This is a genomic window from Pseudomonas sp. GD03944 (assembly GCF_029839275.1).
Taxonomy (GTDB): domain Bacteria; phylum Pseudomonadota; class Gammaproteobacteria; order Pseudomonadales; family Pseudomonadaceae; genus Aquipseudomonas.
In genome coordinates, this window is the sequence record NZ_JAOCAH010000002.1 from 191,006 (window position 1) to 210,562 (window position 19,557).

The window sequence follows — 19,557 nt, forward strand, 5'->3', positions numbered from 1 at the left end:
AAGCAAAAGAGAGAGTGTTTACACGGCCGCTACAGGGCGCATGTAAGAGATCGGCGCGGTCTTCGGGTCGTCGAAGGTCACCACTTCCCAGGCATCCGTCTGCTCCATCAGGGTGCGCAGCAGGCGGTTGTTGAGGGCGTGGCCCGACTTGAACCCACGGAACTCGCCAATCAGGCTGTTACCGAGCAGGTAGAGGTCACCGATGGCGTCGAGAATCTTGTGTTTGACGAATTCGTCCTCGTAACGCAGGCCGTCTTCGTTCAGGACACGGTATTCATCGACCACGATGGCGTTTTCCACGCTGCCGCCGAGTGCCAGGTTCTGCGAACGCAGGAACTCGATGTCACGCATGAAACCGAATGTACGGGCGCGGCTGACTTCCTTCACGAACGACGTGCTGGAGAAGTCGACGCTGGCCGACTGGGTGCGATTGCGGAAGACCGGGTGATCGAAATCGATCTCGAAGGTCACCTTGAAACCGTCGAAAGGAACGAAGGTGGCGCGCTTGTCGCCCTCCTGGACCGTCACTTCACGAAGGATGCGGATGAACTTCTTGTGGGCTTCCTGCTCCTGCAGACCCGCGGATTGAATCAGGAATACAAAGGGACCGGCGCTGCCATCCATGATCGGCACTTCGGACGCGGAGAGCTCGACGTAGGCGTTATCGATGCCCAGGCCAGCCATGGCCGAAAGCAGGTGCTCTACCGTATCCACCTTGACATCACCATTGACCAGTGTGGTCGACATGGTGGTTTCACCGACATTCCCGGCCCGCGCGGAGATTTCCACGACAGGATCGAGGTCGGTACGACGGAACACGATACCGGTGTCCACAGGTGCCGGCTTCAGGGTCAGGTATACCTTCTCCCCGGAATGCAGGCCGACGCCAGTGGCGCGGATAATGTTCTTCAGGGTGCGTTGTCTGATCATGGCTTTGGCCGCTATAGCACTAGTTGCGAATTGTTTTCAACAATGGCCGGCGATGATAGCAGAACCGGCCTTTGCTGAACACCAATCACCCCAATACTCCTGATACATTTCATCAATCGGCCTGGCGACGCAGGAACGCCGGGATGTCCAGGTAATCCAGGTCATCCTGAGGGTTCAGCTTGGCCGCAGTGGCCCCGCCGGCGTGGCTTTGACGCTGTACGGTCGGGCGCTCATAGTCCTTGTAGTTGACACTCTGCTCGCTGCGAACCGGCGCGGCGGTCGGTGCGGCTGCGCTGGCAACCTGAACAGTGTTGTCGACAACTTTGACCGGCTTCTCAATACGCGCACCCAGGCCAGTGGCGACCACGGTGACGTGCAGTTCGTCGCGCATGTCCGGATCGATCACCGCGCCCACCTTGACGGTCGCGTGCTCGGAGGCGAACGCCTCGATGATTTCACCGACGGCAGCGTATTCGCCCAAGGACAGATCCAGGCCAGCCGTGATGTTGACCAGGATGCCACGCGCGCCCTGCAGGTTGACGTCTTCGAGCAGCGGGTTGCGGATCGCGGCTTCGGTGGCTTCGCGTGCACGGTTCGGACCGCTGGCGCAGCCGGTGCCCATCATCGCCATGCCCATTTCGCTCATGACAGTTTTCACGTCAGCGAAGTCGACGTTCATCAGGCCTTCGCGCAGCATGATGTCGGAGATGCCACGGACCGCGCCGGTCAGCACGTCGTCAGCCTTGGCGAAAGCAGCCAGCAGGCTGGCGTCCTTGCCGAGGATGGTCAGCAGTTTTTCGTTCGGGATGGTGATCAGCGAGTCGACGCACTCGGCCAGCGCACGGATGCCTTCTTCGGCAACGTTCATGCGCTTCTTCCCTTCGAACGGGAACGGACGGGTGACCACGGCGACGGTCAGGATGCCCATCTCCTTGGCGATCTGCGCGATGATCGGCGCAGCACCGGTACCGGTACCACCGCCCATGCCGGTGGTGATGAAGACCATGTCGCAGCCTTGCAGCACTTCGGTGATGCGCTCGCGGTCTTCCATCGCGGCCTGACGGCCGATTTCCGGATTGGTGCCGGCGCCCAGGCCCTTGGTGATGGCCGTGCCCAGTTGCAGGATGGTGCGCGCGCCCACACGACCCAGGGCCTGTGCATCGGTGTTGGCGCAGATGAACTCGACGCCTTCGATGTTGCTCTTGACCATGTGGTTGACGGCGTTGCCGCCACCGCCACCGACGCCGATTACTTTAATGACCGCACTTTGTGGGACATTGTCTACGAGTTCGAACATTTTCCCTCTCCTTTACTTTCTAGTTGTAACGCCTACTGCAAATCAGAAATTGCCCTGGACCCAGCGCTTGATGCGCTCCAGAACAGGTGTTTTCGGTTCGTCCCCGTAGCTGCCCAGGGCAGACATGGAGACGCCGTCGGACTGCTTCTGCAGCCCGTACAGCAACAGGCCAACGCCTGTGGAATAAATCGGGTTGCGCACCACGTCGGCCAGCCCCTTGACGCTGTGGGGCACGCCCAGGCGCACCGGCATGTGGAAGATTTCCTCGGCCAGTTCGACCGCACCTTCCATCTTCGCCGTGCCACCGGTCAGCACGATGCCGGCCGGGATCAGGTCTTCGTAACCGCTGCGGCGCAGTTCCGCCTGGATCAGGGTGAACAGCTCGTCGTAACGGGGCTCGACCACCTCGGCCAGCGACTGGCGGGACAGGTCGCGCGGCGGGCGATCGCCCACGCTCGGCACCTTGATGGTTTCACCGGCACCGGCCAGCTTGGCCAGGGCGCAGGCGTAGCGGATCTTGATTTCCTCGGCGTACTGCGTGGGGGTGCGCAGGGCCATGGCGATGTCGTTGGTCACCTGGTCACCGGCGATCGGGATCACCGCGGTGTGGCGAATCGCGCCTTCGGTGAAGATGCAGATGTCGGTGGTGCCGCCGCCGATGTCGACCAGGCACACGCCCAGCTCTTTCTCGTCGTCGGTGAGCACCGCGTAGGCCGAAGCCAACTGCTCGAGGATGATGTCGTCGACTTCCAGGCCGCAGCGGCGGACGCACTTCTCGATGTTCTGCGCCGCGTTCACGGCGCAGGTCACCACATGCACCTTGGCCTCCAGGCGGACGCCGGACATGCCCAGGGGCTCGCGCACCCCTTCCTGGTTATCGATCACGTAGTCCTGCGGCAGGGTGTGCAGCACACGCTGGTCGGCCGGGATCGCCACGGCCTGGGCCGCGTCCAGTACCCGCTCGAGGTCGGCCGGGCTGACTTCGCGATCACGGATGGCGACGATGCCATGGCTGTTCAGGCTGCGGATGTGGTTGCCGGCAACGCCGACGAAGGCCGAGTGGATACGGCAGCCGGCCATCAGCTGGGCTTCTTCCACCGCACGCTGGATCGATTGCACGGTCGACTCGATGTTCACCACCACGCCCTTCTTCAGGCCGCGGGACGGGTGAGTGCCAATGCCGACGATTTCCAGCTGGCCATCGGCCGTCACTTCGCCCACCAGCGCCACCACCTTGGAGGTGCCGATGTCGAGACCGACGATCATCTTGCCACTCTGTACGTTTGCCATGAGTCCTGCCTTCTCCTGATTCACTGCACGACAGCGGTTTCGGCCGCCGTGGGCGCGACCGGCTCGTGCCACGCCACGGCCAGGCCGTTGGCGTAACGCAGATCGATCCGCGCGATATTCGTTTGCTGCGCTTTCAGTTCCTTGTCGTAAATGGCGACAAAGCGGCGCATTTTTTCCACCAGATGATCACGTCCCAGCAGCAATTCGATGCCCTGCCCCGTGGACAGGAACCAGCTGCCGCGCTCGCGCAATTCCAGGCGCGCCACCGAGAACCCCAGGGGCCGCAGCATCTGGCTGAGCACCTGGTACTGCTGCATCACTTGCTGCTGCGCACGCTTGGGACCGTACAACTGCGGCAAGTGTTCATAATTCGCCAGTTCCTTGGGCGCGAACGCCTGGCCCTGGTTGTTCAACAGCGCCTCATCACCCCAACGGGCAATCGGCAATTGCTCTTCCAGGCGCACCAGCACCTGGTCAGGCCAGACGCGACGGACTTCGGCGCTGGCGATCCATGGCATCCGCTCCAGCTCGTGACGCATGCCCAACAGGTCGACGCTGAAGAAGCTCGCCGTCACATAAGGCGCGATGCGATGCTGCACGGCCTGCTGGCTGATGTAGCTCAGGTCGCCTTCGACGCTGATCCGCGCAATCGGCCGGTCGGCATAGGGCATCAGGCGCAGGGACAGCTCATACGCGCCCACCCCGAGCACCACCAGCAGCAACGGCCAGGTCAGGCGCTTGAGCAGGCCGAAGTTCGGCTTGGGCAGGCGCACGCTGATCGGCTCCTTGGCCACCAGGCGGCTCGCACCGCGCGGCACAGACTTACCCCCGCGCAGCGGTGCGCGGGTAGAGCCTGGCTGATGACGAAGGGTCGCGCTCATGGTTTAGCCCCGCGCCTCCACGCTGTCGGCGAGAATCGCCAGGACCAGTTGCTGGAAATCCAGACCGGCCGCATTGGCCGCCATCGGCACCAGGCTGTGGTCGGTCATGCCCGGAACGGTGTTCACTTCGAGCAGCCAGAACTGCCCGTCGGCGTCCTGCATCACGTCGGCCCGGGCCCAGCCCTGAATGCCCACAGCCTCGCAGGCCTTGACGGTCAGTGCCTTGAGTTCTTCTTCCTTGGCGGCATCCAGGCCGCAGGGAATGCGGTACTGGGTGTCATTGGCCAGGTACTTGGCGTCGTAGTCGTAGAAGCTGTGCGGGGTGCCCAGGCCAATCGGCGGCAGCACCTGGCCGCGCAGCACGGCGATGGTGTACTCCGGGCCCTGGATCCACTGCTCGACCAGCACCTGGGCGTCGTAACGGCTGGCGTCCTGCCAGGCGGCGACCAGCTCGGCGACGTTGCCCACCTTGGCCATGCCGATGCTCGAGCCTTCGTGGGCCGGCTTGACGATCAGCGGAAAGCCCAGCTCGGCAGCCGCCGCTTCGCAATCGGCGACGGAGCTCAGCACGGCATGACGCGGCGTCGGCAGGCCGAGGCTCTGCCAGACCTGCTTGGTGCGCAGTTTGTCCATGGCCAGCGACGAGGCCAGGATGCCGCTGCCGGTGTAGGGAATCCCGGCGCATTCGAGCAGGCCCTGCATGCTGCCGTCTTCACCGCCACGGCCATGCAGCACGATGAAGGCCCGGTCGACCTTTTCGGCCAGCAGGCGCTGCAGGAAATCGTCGCCCACGTCGATGCCGAACGCGTCCACGCCGGCGCTCTGCAGGGCGCTCAGCACGGCGTTGCCGGACTTCAGCGACACCTCGCGCTCGGCGCTCTTGCCGCCGAACAGGACCGCCACGCGGCCAAAGGCGGTGACCGGCAATTGTGATTTCAAGTTGGCGCCACTCATTTCGACTTACCTTCTGCCGCTGCGAACAGCGGGCTTTGCAGCAGTTGCGGGGCCAGGCCACCGATGTCGCCGGCGCCCTGACACAGCAGGATGTCGCCAGCACGCAGCAGCGGCTTGATCAGCGGCGCCAGGTCGACACCGCGCTCGATATAGATCGGATCCAGCTGACCACGCTGACGAATGCTGTGGCACAGGTGGCGGCTGTCGGCACCGGGAATCGGCTCTTCGCCGGCCGGGTAGACCTCCATCAGCAGCAGCACGTTGGCGTCGGCCAGCACCTGGACGAAATCGTCGTACAGGTCACGGGTGCGGCTGAAACGGTGCGGCTGGTAGACCATCACCAGGCGGCGCTCCGGCCAGCCACCGCGCACGGCCTTGATGACCGCCGCGACTTCACGGGGGTGGTGACCGTAGTCATCGACCAGCATCACCTCGCCGCCCTGGACCGGCAGCTGACCGTAGACCTGGAAGCGGCGACCGACGCCCTGGAACTGCGACAGCCCCTGGACAATCGCCTCGTCGCTGATGCCTTCGTCGGTGGCAATGCAAATGGTCGCCAGGGCATTCAGAACATTGTGGTTGCCCGGCATGTTGACCGAGACATCCAGCGGCTCGCGGTCGGGGCGCAGCACGGTGAAATGGGTCTGCATGCCTTGCTGGCGCACGTTAATCGCGCGCACGTCGGCATCCTCGGTGAAGCCATAGGTCACGGTCGGACGTGCCACCTGCGGCAGGATCTCGCGCACCACCGGGTCATCCACGCACACCACGGCCAGGCCGTAGAACGGCAGGTTGTGCAGGAACTCGATGAAGGTCTTCTTCAACTTGTTGAAGTCGCCCTCGTAGGTGCTCATGTGGTCCATGTCGATGTTGGTGACGACCGAGACCATCGGTTGCAGGTGCAGGAAGCTGGCGTCGCTCTCGTCCGCCTCGGCGATCAGGTAGCGGCTGCTGCCGAGTTGGGCATTGGTGCCCGCAGCGTTCAGGCGGCCACCGATGACGAAGGTCGGGTCCAGGCCACCGGCAGCGAACACCGACGCCAGCAGGCTGGTGGTGGTGGTCTTGCCATGGGTACCGGCAACGGCGATGCCATGGCGGTAGCGCATCAGCTCGGCGAGCATTTCGGCACGCGGCACTACCGGGATGCGGCGTTCCAGGGCGGTGGCGACTTCCGGGTTGGAGGTGTTGATGGCGCTGGACACCACCAGCACATCGGCGTGTTCGGCGTTCTCGGCGCGGTGGCCGATGAAAATCTGTGCCCCGAAGTTTTCCAGGCGCTCGGTGACCGCCGAGTTCTTCAGGTCGGAACCGGAGACTTCGTAGCCCAGGTTGAGCAGCACTTCGGCGATCCCGCACATGCCAGCACCGCCGATGCCCACGAAGTGGATACGGCGGATACGGCGCATGCGGCGGACTTCAGCCTTGGCAGCGGCAGGGGATTTAGCCACGGGCCACCTCCAGGCAGATATCGACCACCGTGCGCGTGGCATCGGGCTTGGCCAGGCGGCGAGCGGTGCTCGCCATCTCATTCAGACGTTCAGGGTGCATCAAGACCTCGGTCAGCTGCGCGGCCAGCGTGGCGGCGTCAGTGGAGCGTTGCGGCAGAAGGACGGCAGCGCCCTCCTTCGCGAGATAGTCGGCGTTGCGGGCCTGGTGATCGTCGATCGCATGGGGCAGTGGCACCAGGAACGACGGCAACCCGGCCGCGGCCAGTTCGCTGATGGTCAACGCACCGGAGCGGCACACCACCAGATCGGCCCACGCGTAGGCACGGGCCATGTCCTGGATGAACGGCGCGACCTGCGCTTCGACGCCAGCGGCGCGATAGCGTTCAGCGGTCACCCCATCATGTTGCTTGCCTGCCTGGTGGAACACCTCGGGACGCAGCTCGGCAGCGACCAGGGACAGGGCTTCAGGCAGCAGTTTGTTCAGCGGTTCGGCACCCAGGCTGCCGCCGAGAATCAGCAGCCGCGGCTGGCGATTGCTCAGGGCCGCGCGGGGCGTTTCCAGGAACAGTTCTTCACGCACCGGGTTGCCGGTGGTGCGACGCTTGGCGCTCGCGCCGAAGGTATTCGGGAACGCCTCGCACACACGGCTGGCGAACGGTGCCAGGCTGCGATTGGCGGTACCGGCCACGGCGTTCTGCTCATGGATGATCAGCGGCACGCCGGCCAGCTTGGCCGCGAGGCCGCCCGGGCCGGTGACGTAGCCACCCATGCCCAGCACGCAGACCGGATTCAGCTCGCGCACGACCTTGCGCGCCTGGAGCAACGCCTTGATCAGCTGGAACGGCGCCTTGAGCAGCGACAGCTTGCCCTTGCCACGCAGGCCGCTGACATCGATCAGGTGCAGCGGCAGGCCCGCTGCGGGCACCAGCTCGTTCTCGATCCCGCGGGGCGTGCCCAGCCAGTGCACGCGGTAGCCGCGGGCCTGGAATTCACGGGCGCAGGCCAGGGCCGGGAACACGTGCCCGCCGGTGCCGCCCGCCATGATCAGGACGTTACCGGACATGAGTCACCTCCTCGGTGCCCTGTCCTTCGAGGAAATCCGATTCGTCGAAGTCGACGTCTTCACTACCCAGCACCGTACGACGCTCCCATTCGATACGCAGCAGCAGCGCCAGGCTGACGCAGCAGATGACCAGCGAGCTGCCGCCGTAGCTGAGGAACGGCAGGGTCAGGCCCTTGGTGGGCAGCAGACCGATGTTCACGCCGATGTTGATCAGGAACTGGCCGATCCACAGGAACGCCAGGCCGTAGGCGACGTAGGCGGCGAAGAATTGCTTGGCCTTCTCGGCCCACAGGCCGATGTACAGGGCGCGCACGCTGACGAAGACGAACAGGCCGACCGTGGCCAGGGCGCCGATCATGCCCAGTTCCTCGGCCAGCACGGCGAACACGAAGTCGGTATGCGCTTCCGGCAGGTAGAACTGTTTCTGGATGCTGTTGCCCAGGCCGACACCGAACCATTCGCCGCGGCCAAAGGCGATCAGCGCCTGGGTCAGCTGGTAGCCGGAGCCGAACTGGTCGGCCCAGGGATCGGTGAAGGTGATCAGGCGTTGCAGTCGGTACTCCTGGGTCTGCACCAGCACGAACACCGCGCCCACGGCCAGGGCCACCATCAGGCTGAAGCGGAACAGGCCCACCCCGCCGAGGAACAACATCGCCGCCGCCGCGCCCATCATCACCACGGTGGCACCGAAGTCGGGTTCCAGCAGCAGCAGGCCCGCCATCGGCAGCAGCACGACGAAGGGTTTGAAGAAGCCGGCCCAGCTTTCGCGTACTTCTTCCTGACGACGCACCAGGTAGGCGGCCAGGTAGATAATCACGAAGACCTTGGCGATTTCCGACGGCTGCACGTTGAACATGCCGAAGCCGATCCAGCGCATCGAACCGTTCACTTCGCGACCGATGCCCGGCACCAGCACCAGCACCAGCAGGCCGAACGCCGCCAGCAGCAGCATCCAGCTGAAGCGCTGCCAGGTGGCCAGGGGCACCATCAGCACCACGCCCGCCGCGCCCAGGCCGATCAGCAGATAGATCAGGTGGCGGATCATGTAGTACAGCGGGCTGCCGGCATTCACCGCCGCCACTTCGGTGGAGGCCGAGGAAATCATCACCAGGCCCATGCCCAGCAACGCCAGGCAACCGGCCAGCAGCGGGAAGTCCATGTCCAGGCCACGGCGGCTGAACAGCGGGGACGGATAGGGACGCAGGAAGGCGAGCATCAGGCGAGCGCCTCCACCGCTTGGGCGAACAGGCGCCCGCGTTCTTCGAAATTCTTGAACATGTCCAGGCTGGCGCAGGCCGGCGACAGCAGCACCGCATCGCCCGGCTCGGCCAGTTCGGCGCACTGCTGGACGGCTTTATCGAGGGTATGCACGCGGATCAGCAGTACGCCGGCGCCTGCCAGCGACTCGCCCAGGCGTTCGGCATCACGGCCCAGCAGCACCACCGCGCGGCAGTAACGACCAACCGGGGCGCTCAGGGCAGAGAAATCAGCACCCTTGCCATCGCCACCGGCGATCAGCACCAGCTTGCCGGCGATATCCGCACCCAGGCCTTCGATGGCGGCCAGGGCAGCGCCTACATTGGTGGCCTTGGAATCGTCGTAGTAGTTGGCGCCCTGGCGCTCGCCCACCCACTGGCAGCGGTGCGGCAGACCGGTGAAGGTTTTCAGGGTGTCGAGCATGGCGGCCATCGGCAGGCCGACGGCATGACCAAGCGCCAATGCTGCCAGGGCATTGGACTGGTTGTGCGCGCCACGCACCTTGAGTGCCGAGACCGGCAGCAAGGTGTCGAATTGATACGCCAGGTACTTCTCGCCGTTCTCTTCCAGCAGGCCGAAGCGCTTGAAGTCAGGCTTGCCCAGGCCGAAGGTCCAGCACGGCACCTGGTCGGCGATCAGCGGACGGGACAGCGCGTCATCACGGTTCACCACGACCTGACGCGCGCCACGGAAAATACGGTGCTTGGCCAGGTGGTACTGCGGCAGGCCGTCGTAGCGGTCCATGTGGTCTTCGCTGACGTTCAGGCAGGTCGCCACTTCAGCGTTGAGCTGGTCGGTGGTTTCCAGCTGGAAGCTCGACAGCTCCATGACGTACAGCTCGACATCGTCCGCCAGCAGGTCCAGCGCAGGCGTGCCCAGGTTGCCACCCACGGCAACCCGCTTGCCCGCTGCCGCCGCCATCTCGCCCACCAGGGTGGTGACGGTGCTCTTGGCGTTGGAGCCGGTGATGGCGATGATCGGTGCCTTGGCGTGGCGCGCGAACAGGTCGATGTCGCCCGAAATCTTCACCCCACGGCGCGCCGCTTCCTGCAAGGCAGGCGTGGCCACGGCCAGGCCGGGGCTGACCAGCAGCTCGCTGGCACGGCAGAGGAACTCCACGTCCAGCTCGCCGCAACGCACTTCCACCTGCGGGAACTGTTCACGCAAGGTGCTCAGCTCCGGCGGGTTCGCACGCGTATCGGCCACGGCAAAGCGCACGCCCTGACGCGCCAGGAAGCGCACCAGGGACATGCCGCTCTTGCCGAGGCCGACAACGATGCGGAAGTGGTCAGAAGCGATCAGGCTCATTCGTTCCTCAACGCAGCTTCAGGGTGGCAAGGCCGATCAGCACCAGAATCACGGTGATGATCCAGAAACGTACGATCACGCGCGGCTCCGGCCAGCCTTTGAGTTCAAAGTGGTGGTGAATCGGCGCCATGCGGAACACGCGCTTGCCGGTCAGCTTGAAGCTGGCGACCTGGATGATCACCGACAGGGTTTCCATCACGAACACGCCACCCATGATGAACAGCACGACTTCCTGGCGGACGATCACGGCGATGGTGCCCAGTGCAGCCCCGAGGGCCAGTGCACCGACGTCGCCCATGAAGACCTGCGCCGGGTAGGTGTTGAACCACAGGAAACCGAGGCCGGCACCGACCAGCGCGGCGCAGAACACGATCAGCTCACCGGAGCCGGCGACATAGGGGATCAGCAGGTATTCGGCGAAATTCACGTTGCCCGACAGGTAGCAGAAGATGCCCAGGGCGCCGCCGACCATCACGGTGGGCAGGATCGCCAGGCCATCCAGGCCGTCAGTCAGGTTGACCGCGTTGCTCGAGCCGACGATCACGAAATAGGTCAGGACCACGAAACCGATGCCCAGCGGAATGCTCACGTCTTTGAGCAGCGGCAGGATCAGGGTGGTTTCCACCGGGCTCTGCGCAGTCATATAAAGGAAGATCGCCGCGCCCAGGCCGAACACCGACTGCCAGAAGTACTTCCAGCGGCTCGGCAGGCCACGGGAGTTCTTCTCGATCACCTTGCGGTAGTCGTCGACCCAGCCAATGGCACCGAACAGCAGGGTGACGATCAGCACCACCCACACGTAGCGGTTGGACAGGTCGGCCCAGAGCAGCGTGCTGACCGCAATGGCGGATAGGATCAGCGCTCCGCCCATGGTCGGCGTGCCCTTCTTCGACAGGTGCGACTGCGGACCGTCGTTGCGCACGGCCTGGCCGATCTGACGGATCTGCAGGGTGCGGATCATCCACGGCCCGAGCCACAGCGACAGCGCCAATGCAGTCAGCACCCCCAGAATGCCGCGCAGGGTCAGGTACTGGAATACGGCGAAACCCTTGTGGAACTGTTGCAGGTACTCGGCCAGCAGCAGCAGCATTTAGTGACTCTCCCCAGATACGCCACAGAGCGCCGCCACGATGTTTTCCATCGCGGCGCTGCGTGAACCTTTAATTAGAATGGTGGTGTCGCCCTGCTCGGCGCGAAGCGCTTCGATCAGGCTGGCTTGATCGGCAAAATGCCGGCCATTTTCGCCAAAAGCTTCGATTGCACGGGCCATCTGTGGCCCTACGGCGTAGAACGCGGATACCTTGCCGACGGCGTAGCTGCCCACCTCGCGGTGCGCCTGCTCGGCCCAGGCACCCAACTCGCCCATGTCCCCCAGCACCAGGACGGTGCGACCGGGAAACCCGGCGAGTATATCAATGCCGGCACGCATCGACGCCGGGTTGGCGTTGTAGGTGTCGTCGATGACCCGCACGCCGTTCGGCGCCAGCTGCGCAACGGCGCGGCCCTTGACCGGTTGCAGGTTTTCCAGCCCGGCCTTGATGTCGACCAGCGGTACGCTCAGGGCCGACGCCGCGGCAGCAGCCGACAGGGCATTGGCCACGTTATGCGCACCCAGCAGGTTGAGCTGGACACGGGCCTGGCCGGTGGCGCAATGCAGGGTGAATGCCGAGCAACCGCGGGCATCGCGCTCGATGTCGCTGGCGTGGAAATCCGCCTGCGGGTCGTTCAGCGAAAAGCTCAGTACGCGCTTGTCGCCGGCGCGGGCTTTCCAGGTGGCGAAGGCCGCGTCGTCCAGGTTGAGCACGGCGACACCGTTCTCGCCCAGGCCTTCGAGGATCTCGCCCTTGGCCAGGACAATCTTGTCCGGGCCGCCGAACTCGCCGACATGGGCGGTCCCGGCGTTGGTGATGATGGCGACATGGGGCTGGGTCAGGCCGACGGTGTAGGCGATTTCGCCCACGCGCGATGCGCCCAGCTCGATGACCGCACCCTTGTGCTCGGCGCCCAGCTCCAGCAGGGTGAGCGGCGCGCCCAGGTCGTTGTTCAGGTTGCCACGGGTGGCGAGCACGGCATTGCCCTGCTCGGTGAACGCAGTACGCAGGATACTGGCCAACATTTCCTTGACGGTGGTCTTGCCACTGGAACCGGTGACGGCCGCCAGCGGGCCGCCGTAGGCCTGGCGGTTCAGCGCACCCAGTTGGCCCAGGGCCTGACGGGTATCGCGCACCAGCAGTTGCGGCAGCGGCGCACCGGCCACTTCGCGCTCGACCAGGGCGGCCACGGCGCCCTTGGCCGCCACGTCCGCCAGGTAGTCGTGCCCGTCGAAACGCGGCCCGGTCAGGGCGATGAACAACTGGCCCGGCTTGATGCCACGGCTGTCGGTGCTGACGGCGTCGAACACCCGATCTTCACCGATCAGGCGCGCATCCAAGGCCACGACCACCTCGCTCAAACGCAGCGGCTTAAGCATGGGCCACCTCCCACGCAGCGAGGGCCTTGGCGGCCTCGTCGAGATCGGAGAAAGGCTGGCGAACGCCGTTCACTTCCTGATAGTCCTCGTGCCCCTTGCCAGCCAGCACCAGCACGTCTTCGGCGGTGGACTCGGCAATCAGTTGGGCGATGGCAACGCCACGGCCATGGACGAAACGCACGCCCTGCGCCGAGGTGAAACCGGGGCGAATGTCGTCGAAAATCTGCGCAGGGCTTTCGCTGCGCGGGTTGTCATCGGTCACCAGCACCGCATCAGCCAGGCGCTCGGCCACACCGGCCATCAGCGGGCGCTTGCCGCGATCGCGATCGCCACCGCAGCCGAACAGGCACAGCAGGCGCCCCTGAACGTGAGGACGCAGGGCCTCGAGCACCTTTTCCAGGGCATCCGGGGTGTGGGCGTAGTCGACCACCACCAGCGGCTTGCCGTGCCCACCGAGGCGCTGCATGCGGCCGACCGGGCCCTGCAAGTTCGGCAGCACCTTGAGAATCTCGTCCAGCGGGTAGTCCATCGCCAACAGCGCACCGACCACCGCCAACAGGTTGCTCAAATTGAACCGACCGAGCAGCGAACTGCGCAGACGGCCTTCGCCGCGCGGCGTGACCAGGGTGGCGCGTACGCCCAGGTCGTCGAACTGGGCGTCATGGCAATACAGGTAGGCGCTCTCGTCTTCCAGGCTGTAGCTGATCAGGCGGGAGTCGTGCTCGGCCTGTGCCAGTTGACGACCGAAGGCATCATCCAGGTTGATGACGCGGCAGCGCAGACCCGACCAGGCGAACAGCGCGGCCTTGGCCTCGCCGTAGGCCTCCATCGAGCCGTGATAATCCAGGTGGTCGCGGGACAGGTTGGTGAACACCGCGACGTCGAACTCCAGGGCCGCGACGCGGCGCTGGTGCAGGCCATGGGACGACACTTCCATGGCCACGGCACGGGCACCGGCCTTTTTCAGGTCCGCCAGGGTGGCCTGCACGCCAATGGGATCAGGCGTGGTGTGGCGACCCAGCTCGAGGGCGTTGTAGAAGCCGTTGCCCAGGGTGCCGACGATGCCACAGCGCTCGCCCAGCAGATCCAGGGCCTGGGCCAGCAGCTGGCTGACGCTGGTCTTGCCGTTGGTGCCGGTGATCCCCACCAGGTGCACGCCACGGCTTGGCTCGCCATAGAAACGGCCGGCGATGGCGGACAGCTGGCCGGCCAGTCCCTTGATCGCGACCAGTTCGGCACTGCTGGCCGTCATGTCGGCAGCGCCTTCGGCCTCGTAGGCCACGGCGGCGGCACCCCGGGCGATTGCGTCGGCAATGTGCACGCGACCGTCCTGCTGGGTGCCGGGCACGGCCAGGAACAGGTCACCCGGACGCACCTTGCGGCTGTCCAGGGTCAGTTCACGAATCAGCACGGCACTGGAGGCTTGCGGCAGGAGTTGATTAAGCGGCATGGGCATCAGATACGCCCTCCCTTACCGTCGTTCACTGCGGCCGTCTGCGATTCGACAGGCGGTGGCAGGTTGTCTGGAACAATGTTCATCAGGCGCAGCGCACCGGCCATCACCTTGCCGAAGACCGGCGCGGAAACCAGGCCGCCGTAGTAGCCGCCCTTGCTGGGTTCGTCGATCACGATGGCCACGGCGATACGCGGGTCGCTCACCGGGCCGAAGCCGGCAAACAGCGAGCGGTAGGCGTTCTCGCGGTAGCCGCGGCTGTCCGAAGACACCTTGCGCGCCGTGCCGCTCTTGCCCGCCACGTGGTAGCCCGGCACCTTGGCCCGGAATACGCCACCTGGCGCTTCGATGACCTGCTGCAGCATGCCTTGCATGGTGATCGCCACGGACTCGGGAATCACTTGCACGGACTCCGGCTTGCGGTCCATGCGCACCATCGACAGCGGTACGCTGCGGCCGTTGTTGGCCAATACGGAATAAGCGTGTGCCAGCTGCACAGCGGTAACCGACAGGCCGTAGCCATAAGAAAGCGTGGCGGTTTCGGCCTTGCGCCACTCGCGGTGGTTCGGCAGACTGCCGACGCGCTCGCCCGGGAAGCCGAGACCGGTGTCCTGGCCCAGGCCGACCTGCTGCATGACCGAGTAGATGGCTTCGCCACCGATGTCGAAGGCGATCTTGCTCATGCCGACGTTACTGGATTTGATCAGGATGCCGGTCAGGTCGAGCACGCCATCGGGCGCGCGGGACACGTCCTTGATGGTGTAGCGACCGATCTGCAGCGTGCCGCCCTGCACGTCCACTTTGTCGGTGGACTTCCAGCGCCCGCTTTCCAGGGCCGCGCTCATGGAGAACGGCTTCATGGTGGAACCGGGCTCGAACACGTCGATCATCGCGCGGTTACGCATCGCGGCAGGCTGCATGTTGCGGCGGTTGTTCGGGTTGTAGGTGGGCTGGTTGACCATGGCCAGCACTTCGCCGGTCTTCACGTCGACCATCACCAGGCTGCCGGCCTGGGCACCGAACTCGACCAGCGCATTGCGCAGCTCGCGGTGGGCCAGGTATTGCAGGCGCAGGTCGATGGACAGGGCCAGGGACTTGCCCGCCTTGGCGTTCTGCGCCACCTGGACGTCCTTGATCAGACGACCACGGCGATCCTTGAGTACCTGGCGCTTGCCCGGTACGCCGGCCAACCAGTCCTCGAACGCCAGCTCCATGCCTTCACGACCGAAGTCGTCGACATCGGTGAAGCCGACGACGTGGGCCGCCACATCACCGGCCGGGTAGAAACGACGGAATTCCTCGATGGCGTAAACGCCCGGGATTTTCAGGTCGAGGATGCGCTGGCCCTGCTCCGGGGTCAGGCCGCGGACCAGGTACATGAATTCGCGCTCGGCATTGGCCTGCAGACGCTGGGAGAACCCGTTCGGGTCCTGGCCGAGGGCCTGGGCCAGGGTTGGCCACTGGGCCTTGCCGGCCTGCAATTCCTTGCCATTGGCCCACAGGGTGGTGACCGGGGTGCTGACCGCCAGCGGCTCGCCGTTGCGATCGGTCATCAGGCCACGGTGCGCTGGGATCGGGATATGCCGCACGCTGCGCGCATCGCCATGGGCCTTGAGGAAGTCGTGGTCGAACACGTGCAGGTCGACGATGCGCCAAGCGATGGCGCCGACCATCAAGGCCAAGAGCAGCAGCACCAGGCGGAAACGCCAGGGGTAGAGTGCGCCTTCGAGGCCGATCATGGCTTCACCATCCGCACTTCGGCCGCTTCCGGGATGCGCATTTTCAGCTGTTCGCTGGCCAGGGTCTCGATCCGGCTATGCGCGGTCCAGGTGCTCTGCTCCAGGATCAGGCGGCCCCACTCGGCCTGCGCCTTGTCCCGTACGCTCAGTTCGCTGTACAGGTTATTCAGCAGTTGGCGGTTCCAGTGGGCGCTGTAGGACACGGCCAACGACGACCCCAGTACCAGCAGGAACAGAATCAGCATCAGCAGGCTGCCCTTCGGCAGGCCACCGCGCAGTTGGCCGCCCAGGAGTGACTTGGCGGAAAAGGCGTTCAACGCAACTTCTCCGCAACACGCATGACCGCGCTACGGGAGCGCGGGTTGGCTTTCAGCTCGGCCTCGGAGGCGAACTGTGGCTTGCCGATCAGCTTGAGACGCGGCTCGAAGGCCTTGGGAATGATTGGCAGGTCGCGGGGCAGCTTGTCCATCTCACCCTTGGCATGCTTGCGCATGAAGAGTTTGACGATGCGGTCTTCCAGCGAATGGAAGCTGATGACGACCAGACGGCCACCGACCTCGAGGTTATCCAGCGCCGCCTCAAGGCCACGCTCCAGATCACCCAGCTCGTTATTGATATGAATGCGCAGCCCCTGGAAGGCGCGGGTGGCCGGATTCTTGCCCTTTTCCCAGGCCGGGTTGGCCACGGTCAGGACATTGGCCAGGTCGGCGGTGCGCTCGAACGGCTGCTCGGCACGACGCTGCACCACGACACGGGCCATGCGCTTGGCGAAACGCTCTTCGCCGTATTCCTTGAATACGCGGGCAATCTCTTCTTCGCTGGCACTGGCAATGAACTGCGCGGCACTGACGCCGCGATCCGGGTCCATGCGCATGTCCAGCGGGCCATCGTTCAGGAAACTGAAGCCGCGCTCGGCGTCATCCAGCTGCGGCGAAGACACACCCAGGTCCAGCAGAATGCCGTTGACCTTGCCCGCCAGGCCGCGGACAACGACTTCGTCGCCAAGTTCCGCAAAACTGCGCTGCACAACGACAAAGCGGCCGTCTTCGGCCGCCAGCGCATTTCCTGTCGCAATTGCGAGGGGATCTTTATCGAACCCCAGTAGGCGACCGTCTGGCCCGAGCCGCTCCAGGATCAGGCGGCTATGTCCGCCGCGCCCGAACGTGCCGTCCAGGTAGCAGCCATCGGCGCGCAAGGCCAGGCCTTCGACGGCCTCCTCGAGCAGCACGGTGATATGGCTATAGGCGCTGGTCATGGTCACAGGATCAGGTCACGTAGTTCGTCGGACAAAGCACCCGGTTGCTTGATGGCCGCCAGATCGGCATCGGCCACGGCATTCCAGGCATCTTCATCCCACAGTTGAAATTTATTGAGTTGGCCAACCAGCATTGCGCGCTTGTCCAGCTTGGCGTACTCACGCAGGCGGGGTGGAACCAGGAAGCGGCCACTGGCATCCAGCTCCAGGTCGACGGCATTACCGATCAGCAGACGTTGCAGGCGGCGGTTCTCTTCGCGGAAAGAGGCCAGCTCGCGCAGCTTGTTCTCGATCAGTTCCCATTCGGCCAGGGGATAGACGCACAGGCAGGGGTCAACGGCATCGATGGTCACGATAAGCTGGCCGGCACAACGCGAAACGAGCTCATCACGATACCGACTCGGCATCGCGAGGCGCCCTTTGGCGTCGAGACTGATGGCGTTAGCTCCGCGAAACACGCTGCGCTCCCCTCTGATTAGCTATCCATGCCCAAAAAAACCCACTTCATGCCACTTTTTACCACCTGCGCACACTATAGGAACGCATCCACCCCACCGTCAAGGCGCGCCAGAACGGAAAAATCCTTACAGGACGGAGATTTAGCGAATATTTGAGGGGTAAAAACGGAGGCTTTCGAGGGTTTTTCGAGCACAAAAAGCAGGCAGCACAAAGCACTGAACTTCGAACTTAAAGTAGTTTGTTAAGAGTAAGAATTTTTCGATCTTAGAAAAGCGAGAGATAAAAGGCGAAACGCGGGAAGAGAAAGGTGGAGAGTCGATCTGTAAGCCGGGTTCTGTCGAGGACAGCCATTCCTCTACGGCGTACATCACTGCACGCCTTTAGCAACCTACCCGGTTCCAGCGCGGGCCACGCCAATGGAACCCTATTTGGTCTTGCTCCGAGTGGGGTTTGCCTAGCCACGGACTGTTACCAGCCGTGCGGTGCGCTCTTACCGCACCTTTTCACCCTTACCGGCGCCGAAGCGCTTAGGCGGTTATTTTCTGCGGCACTTTCCGTAGGCTCACGCCCCCCAGGTGTTACCTGGCACTCCGCCCTATGGAGCCCGGACTTTCCTCCCCCATGCTTCGCGGAACGAAACACGGCAGCGACTGTCCGATCGACTCTCCGCCGCCAAGGTTAGCGGCAGCGACACAATAGAACAAGGCTCACGCGTCTTTCTGTCGCGCCAATGCCGCCTGGTAGAGCAGGTTCTTGCGTACCCCGGTGATCTCCGCCGCCACGGCTGCCGCGCGCTTGAGGGGCATTTCGCCCAGCAGCAGATCTAGCACCCGCATCGCTTCCGCACTGACGGCGTCTTCGTCTTCCGCCGCCTGCCAGCCCGCCACCAGTACCACGCACTCGCCCCGCTGCTGATTGGCATCGGCCGCAACCCACGCGCACAACTCGCCCAGGGGCATGCCCTTGAGGGTCTCGAAGGTCTTGGTCAGCTCCCGCGCCAACAGCGCCGGTCGCTCATCACCAAACACGGTTCGCATGTCTTCCAGGCACTCGAGGATACGGTGCGGCGCTTCGTAGAAAATCAGCGTGCGCGGCTCTTCCTTTACCTGCTCCAGACGCGAACGGCGCCCCACGGCCTTGGCCGGCAGAAAGCCCTCGAAAATGAAACGGTCCGACGGCAGGCCTGCCGCCGACAGCGCGGCAATGAGCGCACAGGCCCCCGGCACGGGGACCACGGCGATGCCGGCCGCCCGGGCCTGGCGCACCAGGTGAAAGCCCGGGTCGGAGATCAGCGGCGTGCCGGCATCGGAGATCAGCGCCACGTCATCCCCCGCCTGCAGACGTGCGATGAAGCGGCTGCCGTGATCCCGCTCGTTATGCTCATGACAGGCAGCCAAGGGCGTGCCGATACCGAAATGCTGCATCAGACGAGCCGAGTGGCGAGTGTCCTCGGCCGCGATCAGCGCCACCTCACGAAGGATCTTCAGCGCACGGGCGCTGATGTCGTCCAGATTGCCGATCGGCGTGGCGACCACATAAAGGGTGCCAGGAGTGGGAGTCGCCGCGCCGGTTGCAGTCACAAGCCATGCCTCTTCAAATCGGGAAAGCGCGCATTGTAGCCCGTTTGCGTCCGCCCCACGATTCACCACCACCGATAGATTTCCGCCCCGCTCCAGCGCCGCACAAGAGAGTTCGTGGACAGGTTCTCGCCCTTCGTCATCGCGTCACCGCCAGGGCTTGGGTACAATTCGAC

17 protein-coding genes and 1 other RNA gene are annotated in these 19,557 nt (G+C 64.5%); all 18 read right to left on the reverse strand.

Features of this window, described 5'->3' with window-relative positions; genetic code table 11:
* Window positions 1-18: 18 nt before the first annotated feature.
* On the reverse strand, window positions 19-930 hold the full coding sequence (gene lpxC, locus N5C28_RS04585; protein WP_279820639.1) for a UDP-3-O-acyl-N-acetylglucosamine deacetylase: 912 nt from the start codon (window positions 928-930) through the stop codon (window positions 19-21).
* Between the two features lie 112 nt (window positions 931-1,042).
* A complete protein-coding gene (gene ftsZ / locus N5C28_RS04590) occupies window positions 1,043-2,227 on the reverse strand; it encodes a cell division protein FtsZ (protein WP_279820641.1) in 1,185 nt (394 codons plus the stop codon).
* A gap of 42 nt (window positions 2,228-2,269) precedes the next feature.
* Entirely contained in the window at window positions 2,270-3,517 is a 1,248-nt protein-coding gene (gene ftsA / locus N5C28_RS04595; RefSeq protein WP_279820642.1) for a cell division protein FtsA, read from the reverse strand.
* A 20-nt stretch (window positions 3,518-3,537) separates the two neighbouring features.
* Window positions 3,538-4,398: a cell division protein FtsQ/DivIB gene (locus N5C28_RS04600; RefSeq protein ID WP_279820643.1), complete on the reverse strand. Its 861-nt coding sequence runs from the start codon at window positions 4,396-4,398 to the stop codon at window positions 3,538-3,540.
* 3 nt (window positions 4,399-4,401) lie between these two features.
* Window positions 4,402-5,352, reverse strand: a complete 951-nt coding sequence (locus N5C28_RS04605; protein WP_279820645.1) for a D-alanine--D-alanine ligase — start codon at window positions 5,350-5,352, stop codon at window positions 4,402-4,404.
* Window positions 5,349-6,758: a UDP-N-acetylmuramate--L-alanine ligase gene (gene murC, locus N5C28_RS04610; RefSeq protein WP_279821067.1), complete on the reverse strand. Its 1,410-nt coding sequence runs from the start codon at window positions 6,756-6,758 to the stop codon at window positions 5,349-5,351. The genes N5C28_RS04605 and murC overlap by 4 nt, the downstream gene beginning before the upstream one ends.
* 34 nt (window positions 6,759-6,792) lie before the next feature.
* Complete coding sequence (gene murG, locus N5C28_RS04615; RefSeq protein WP_279820647.1) at window positions 6,793-7,863, reverse strand: undecaprenyldiphospho-muramoylpentapeptide beta-N-acetylglucosaminyltransferase; 1,071 nt, start codon at window positions 7,861-7,863, stop codon at window positions 6,793-6,795.
* On the reverse strand, window positions 7,853-9,079 hold the full coding sequence (ftsW, locus tag N5C28_RS04620) for a putative lipid II flippase FtsW (RefSeq protein WP_279820649.1): 1,227 nt from the start codon (window positions 9,077-9,079) through the stop codon (window positions 7,853-7,855). The genes murG and ftsW overlap by 11 nt, the downstream gene beginning before the upstream one ends.
* On the reverse strand, window positions 9,079-10,428 hold the full coding sequence (murD, locus tag N5C28_RS04625; RefSeq protein ID WP_279820651.1) for a UDP-N-acetylmuramoyl-L-alanine--D-glutamate ligase: 1,350 nt from the start codon (window positions 10,426-10,428) through the stop codon (window positions 9,079-9,081). The genes ftsW and murD overlap by 1 nt, the downstream gene beginning before the upstream one ends.
* 7 nt (window positions 10,429-10,435) lie before the next feature.
* Window positions 10,436-11,518, reverse strand: coding sequence for a phospho-N-acetylmuramoyl-pentapeptide-transferase (gene mraY / locus N5C28_RS04630; RefSeq protein WP_279820653.1), 1,083 nt, complete (start codon window positions 11,516-11,518; stop codon window positions 10,436-10,438).
* Entirely contained in the window at window positions 11,519-12,898 is a 1,380-nt protein-coding gene (murF, locus tag N5C28_RS04635; RefSeq protein WP_279820655.1) for a UDP-N-acetylmuramoyl-tripeptide--D-alanyl-D-alanine ligase, read from the reverse strand.
* Complete coding sequence (locus N5C28_RS04640) at window positions 12,891-14,354, reverse strand: UDP-N-acetylmuramoyl-L-alanyl-D-glutamate--2,6-diaminopimelate ligase (RefSeq protein WP_279820657.1); 1,464 nt, start codon at window positions 14,352-14,354, stop codon at window positions 12,891-12,893. The genes murF and N5C28_RS04640 overlap by 8 nt, the downstream gene beginning before the upstream one ends.
* Entirely contained in the window at window positions 14,354-16,090 is a 1,737-nt protein-coding gene (locus N5C28_RS04645) for a penicillin-binding protein 2 (protein WP_279820659.1), read from the reverse strand. The genes N5C28_RS04640 and N5C28_RS04645 overlap by 1 nt, the downstream gene beginning before the upstream one ends.
* The gene (gene ftsL, locus N5C28_RS04650) at window positions 16,087-16,380 is read right to left on the reverse strand and encodes a cell division protein FtsL (RefSeq protein WP_279821068.1); all 294 of its coding nucleotides are present in this window, start codon (window positions 16,378-16,380) and stop codon (window positions 16,087-16,089) included. Before ftsL ends, N5C28_RS04645 begins: the two co-directional genes overlap by 4 nt.
* A gap of 23 nt (window positions 16,381-16,403) precedes the next feature.
* The gene (rsmH, locus tag N5C28_RS04655) at window positions 16,404-17,345 is read right to left on the reverse strand and encodes a 16S rRNA (cytosine(1402)-N(4))-methyltransferase RsmH (RefSeq protein ID WP_279820661.1); all 942 of its coding nucleotides are present in this window, start codon (window positions 17,343-17,345) and stop codon (window positions 16,404-16,406) included.
* 2 nt (window positions 17,346-17,347) lie between these two features.
* A complete protein-coding gene (mraZ, locus tag N5C28_RS04660) occupies window positions 17,348-17,803 on the reverse strand; it encodes a division/cell wall cluster transcriptional repressor MraZ (RefSeq protein WP_279820664.1) in 456 nt (151 codons plus the stop codon).
* A 308-nt stretch (window positions 17,804-18,111) separates the two neighbouring features.
* Window positions 18,112-18,470: RNase P RNA component class A (gene rnpB, locus N5C28_RS04665), an RNA gene on the reverse strand.
* Window positions 18,471-18,511: 41 nt separating this feature from the next.
* Window positions 18,512-19,384: a 16S rRNA (cytidine(1402)-2'-O)-methyltransferase gene (gene rsmI, locus N5C28_RS04670; RefSeq protein ID WP_279820665.1), complete on the reverse strand. Its 873-nt coding sequence runs from the start codon at window positions 19,382-19,384 to the stop codon at window positions 18,512-18,514.
* Window positions 19,385-19,557 lie beyond the last annotated feature (173 nt).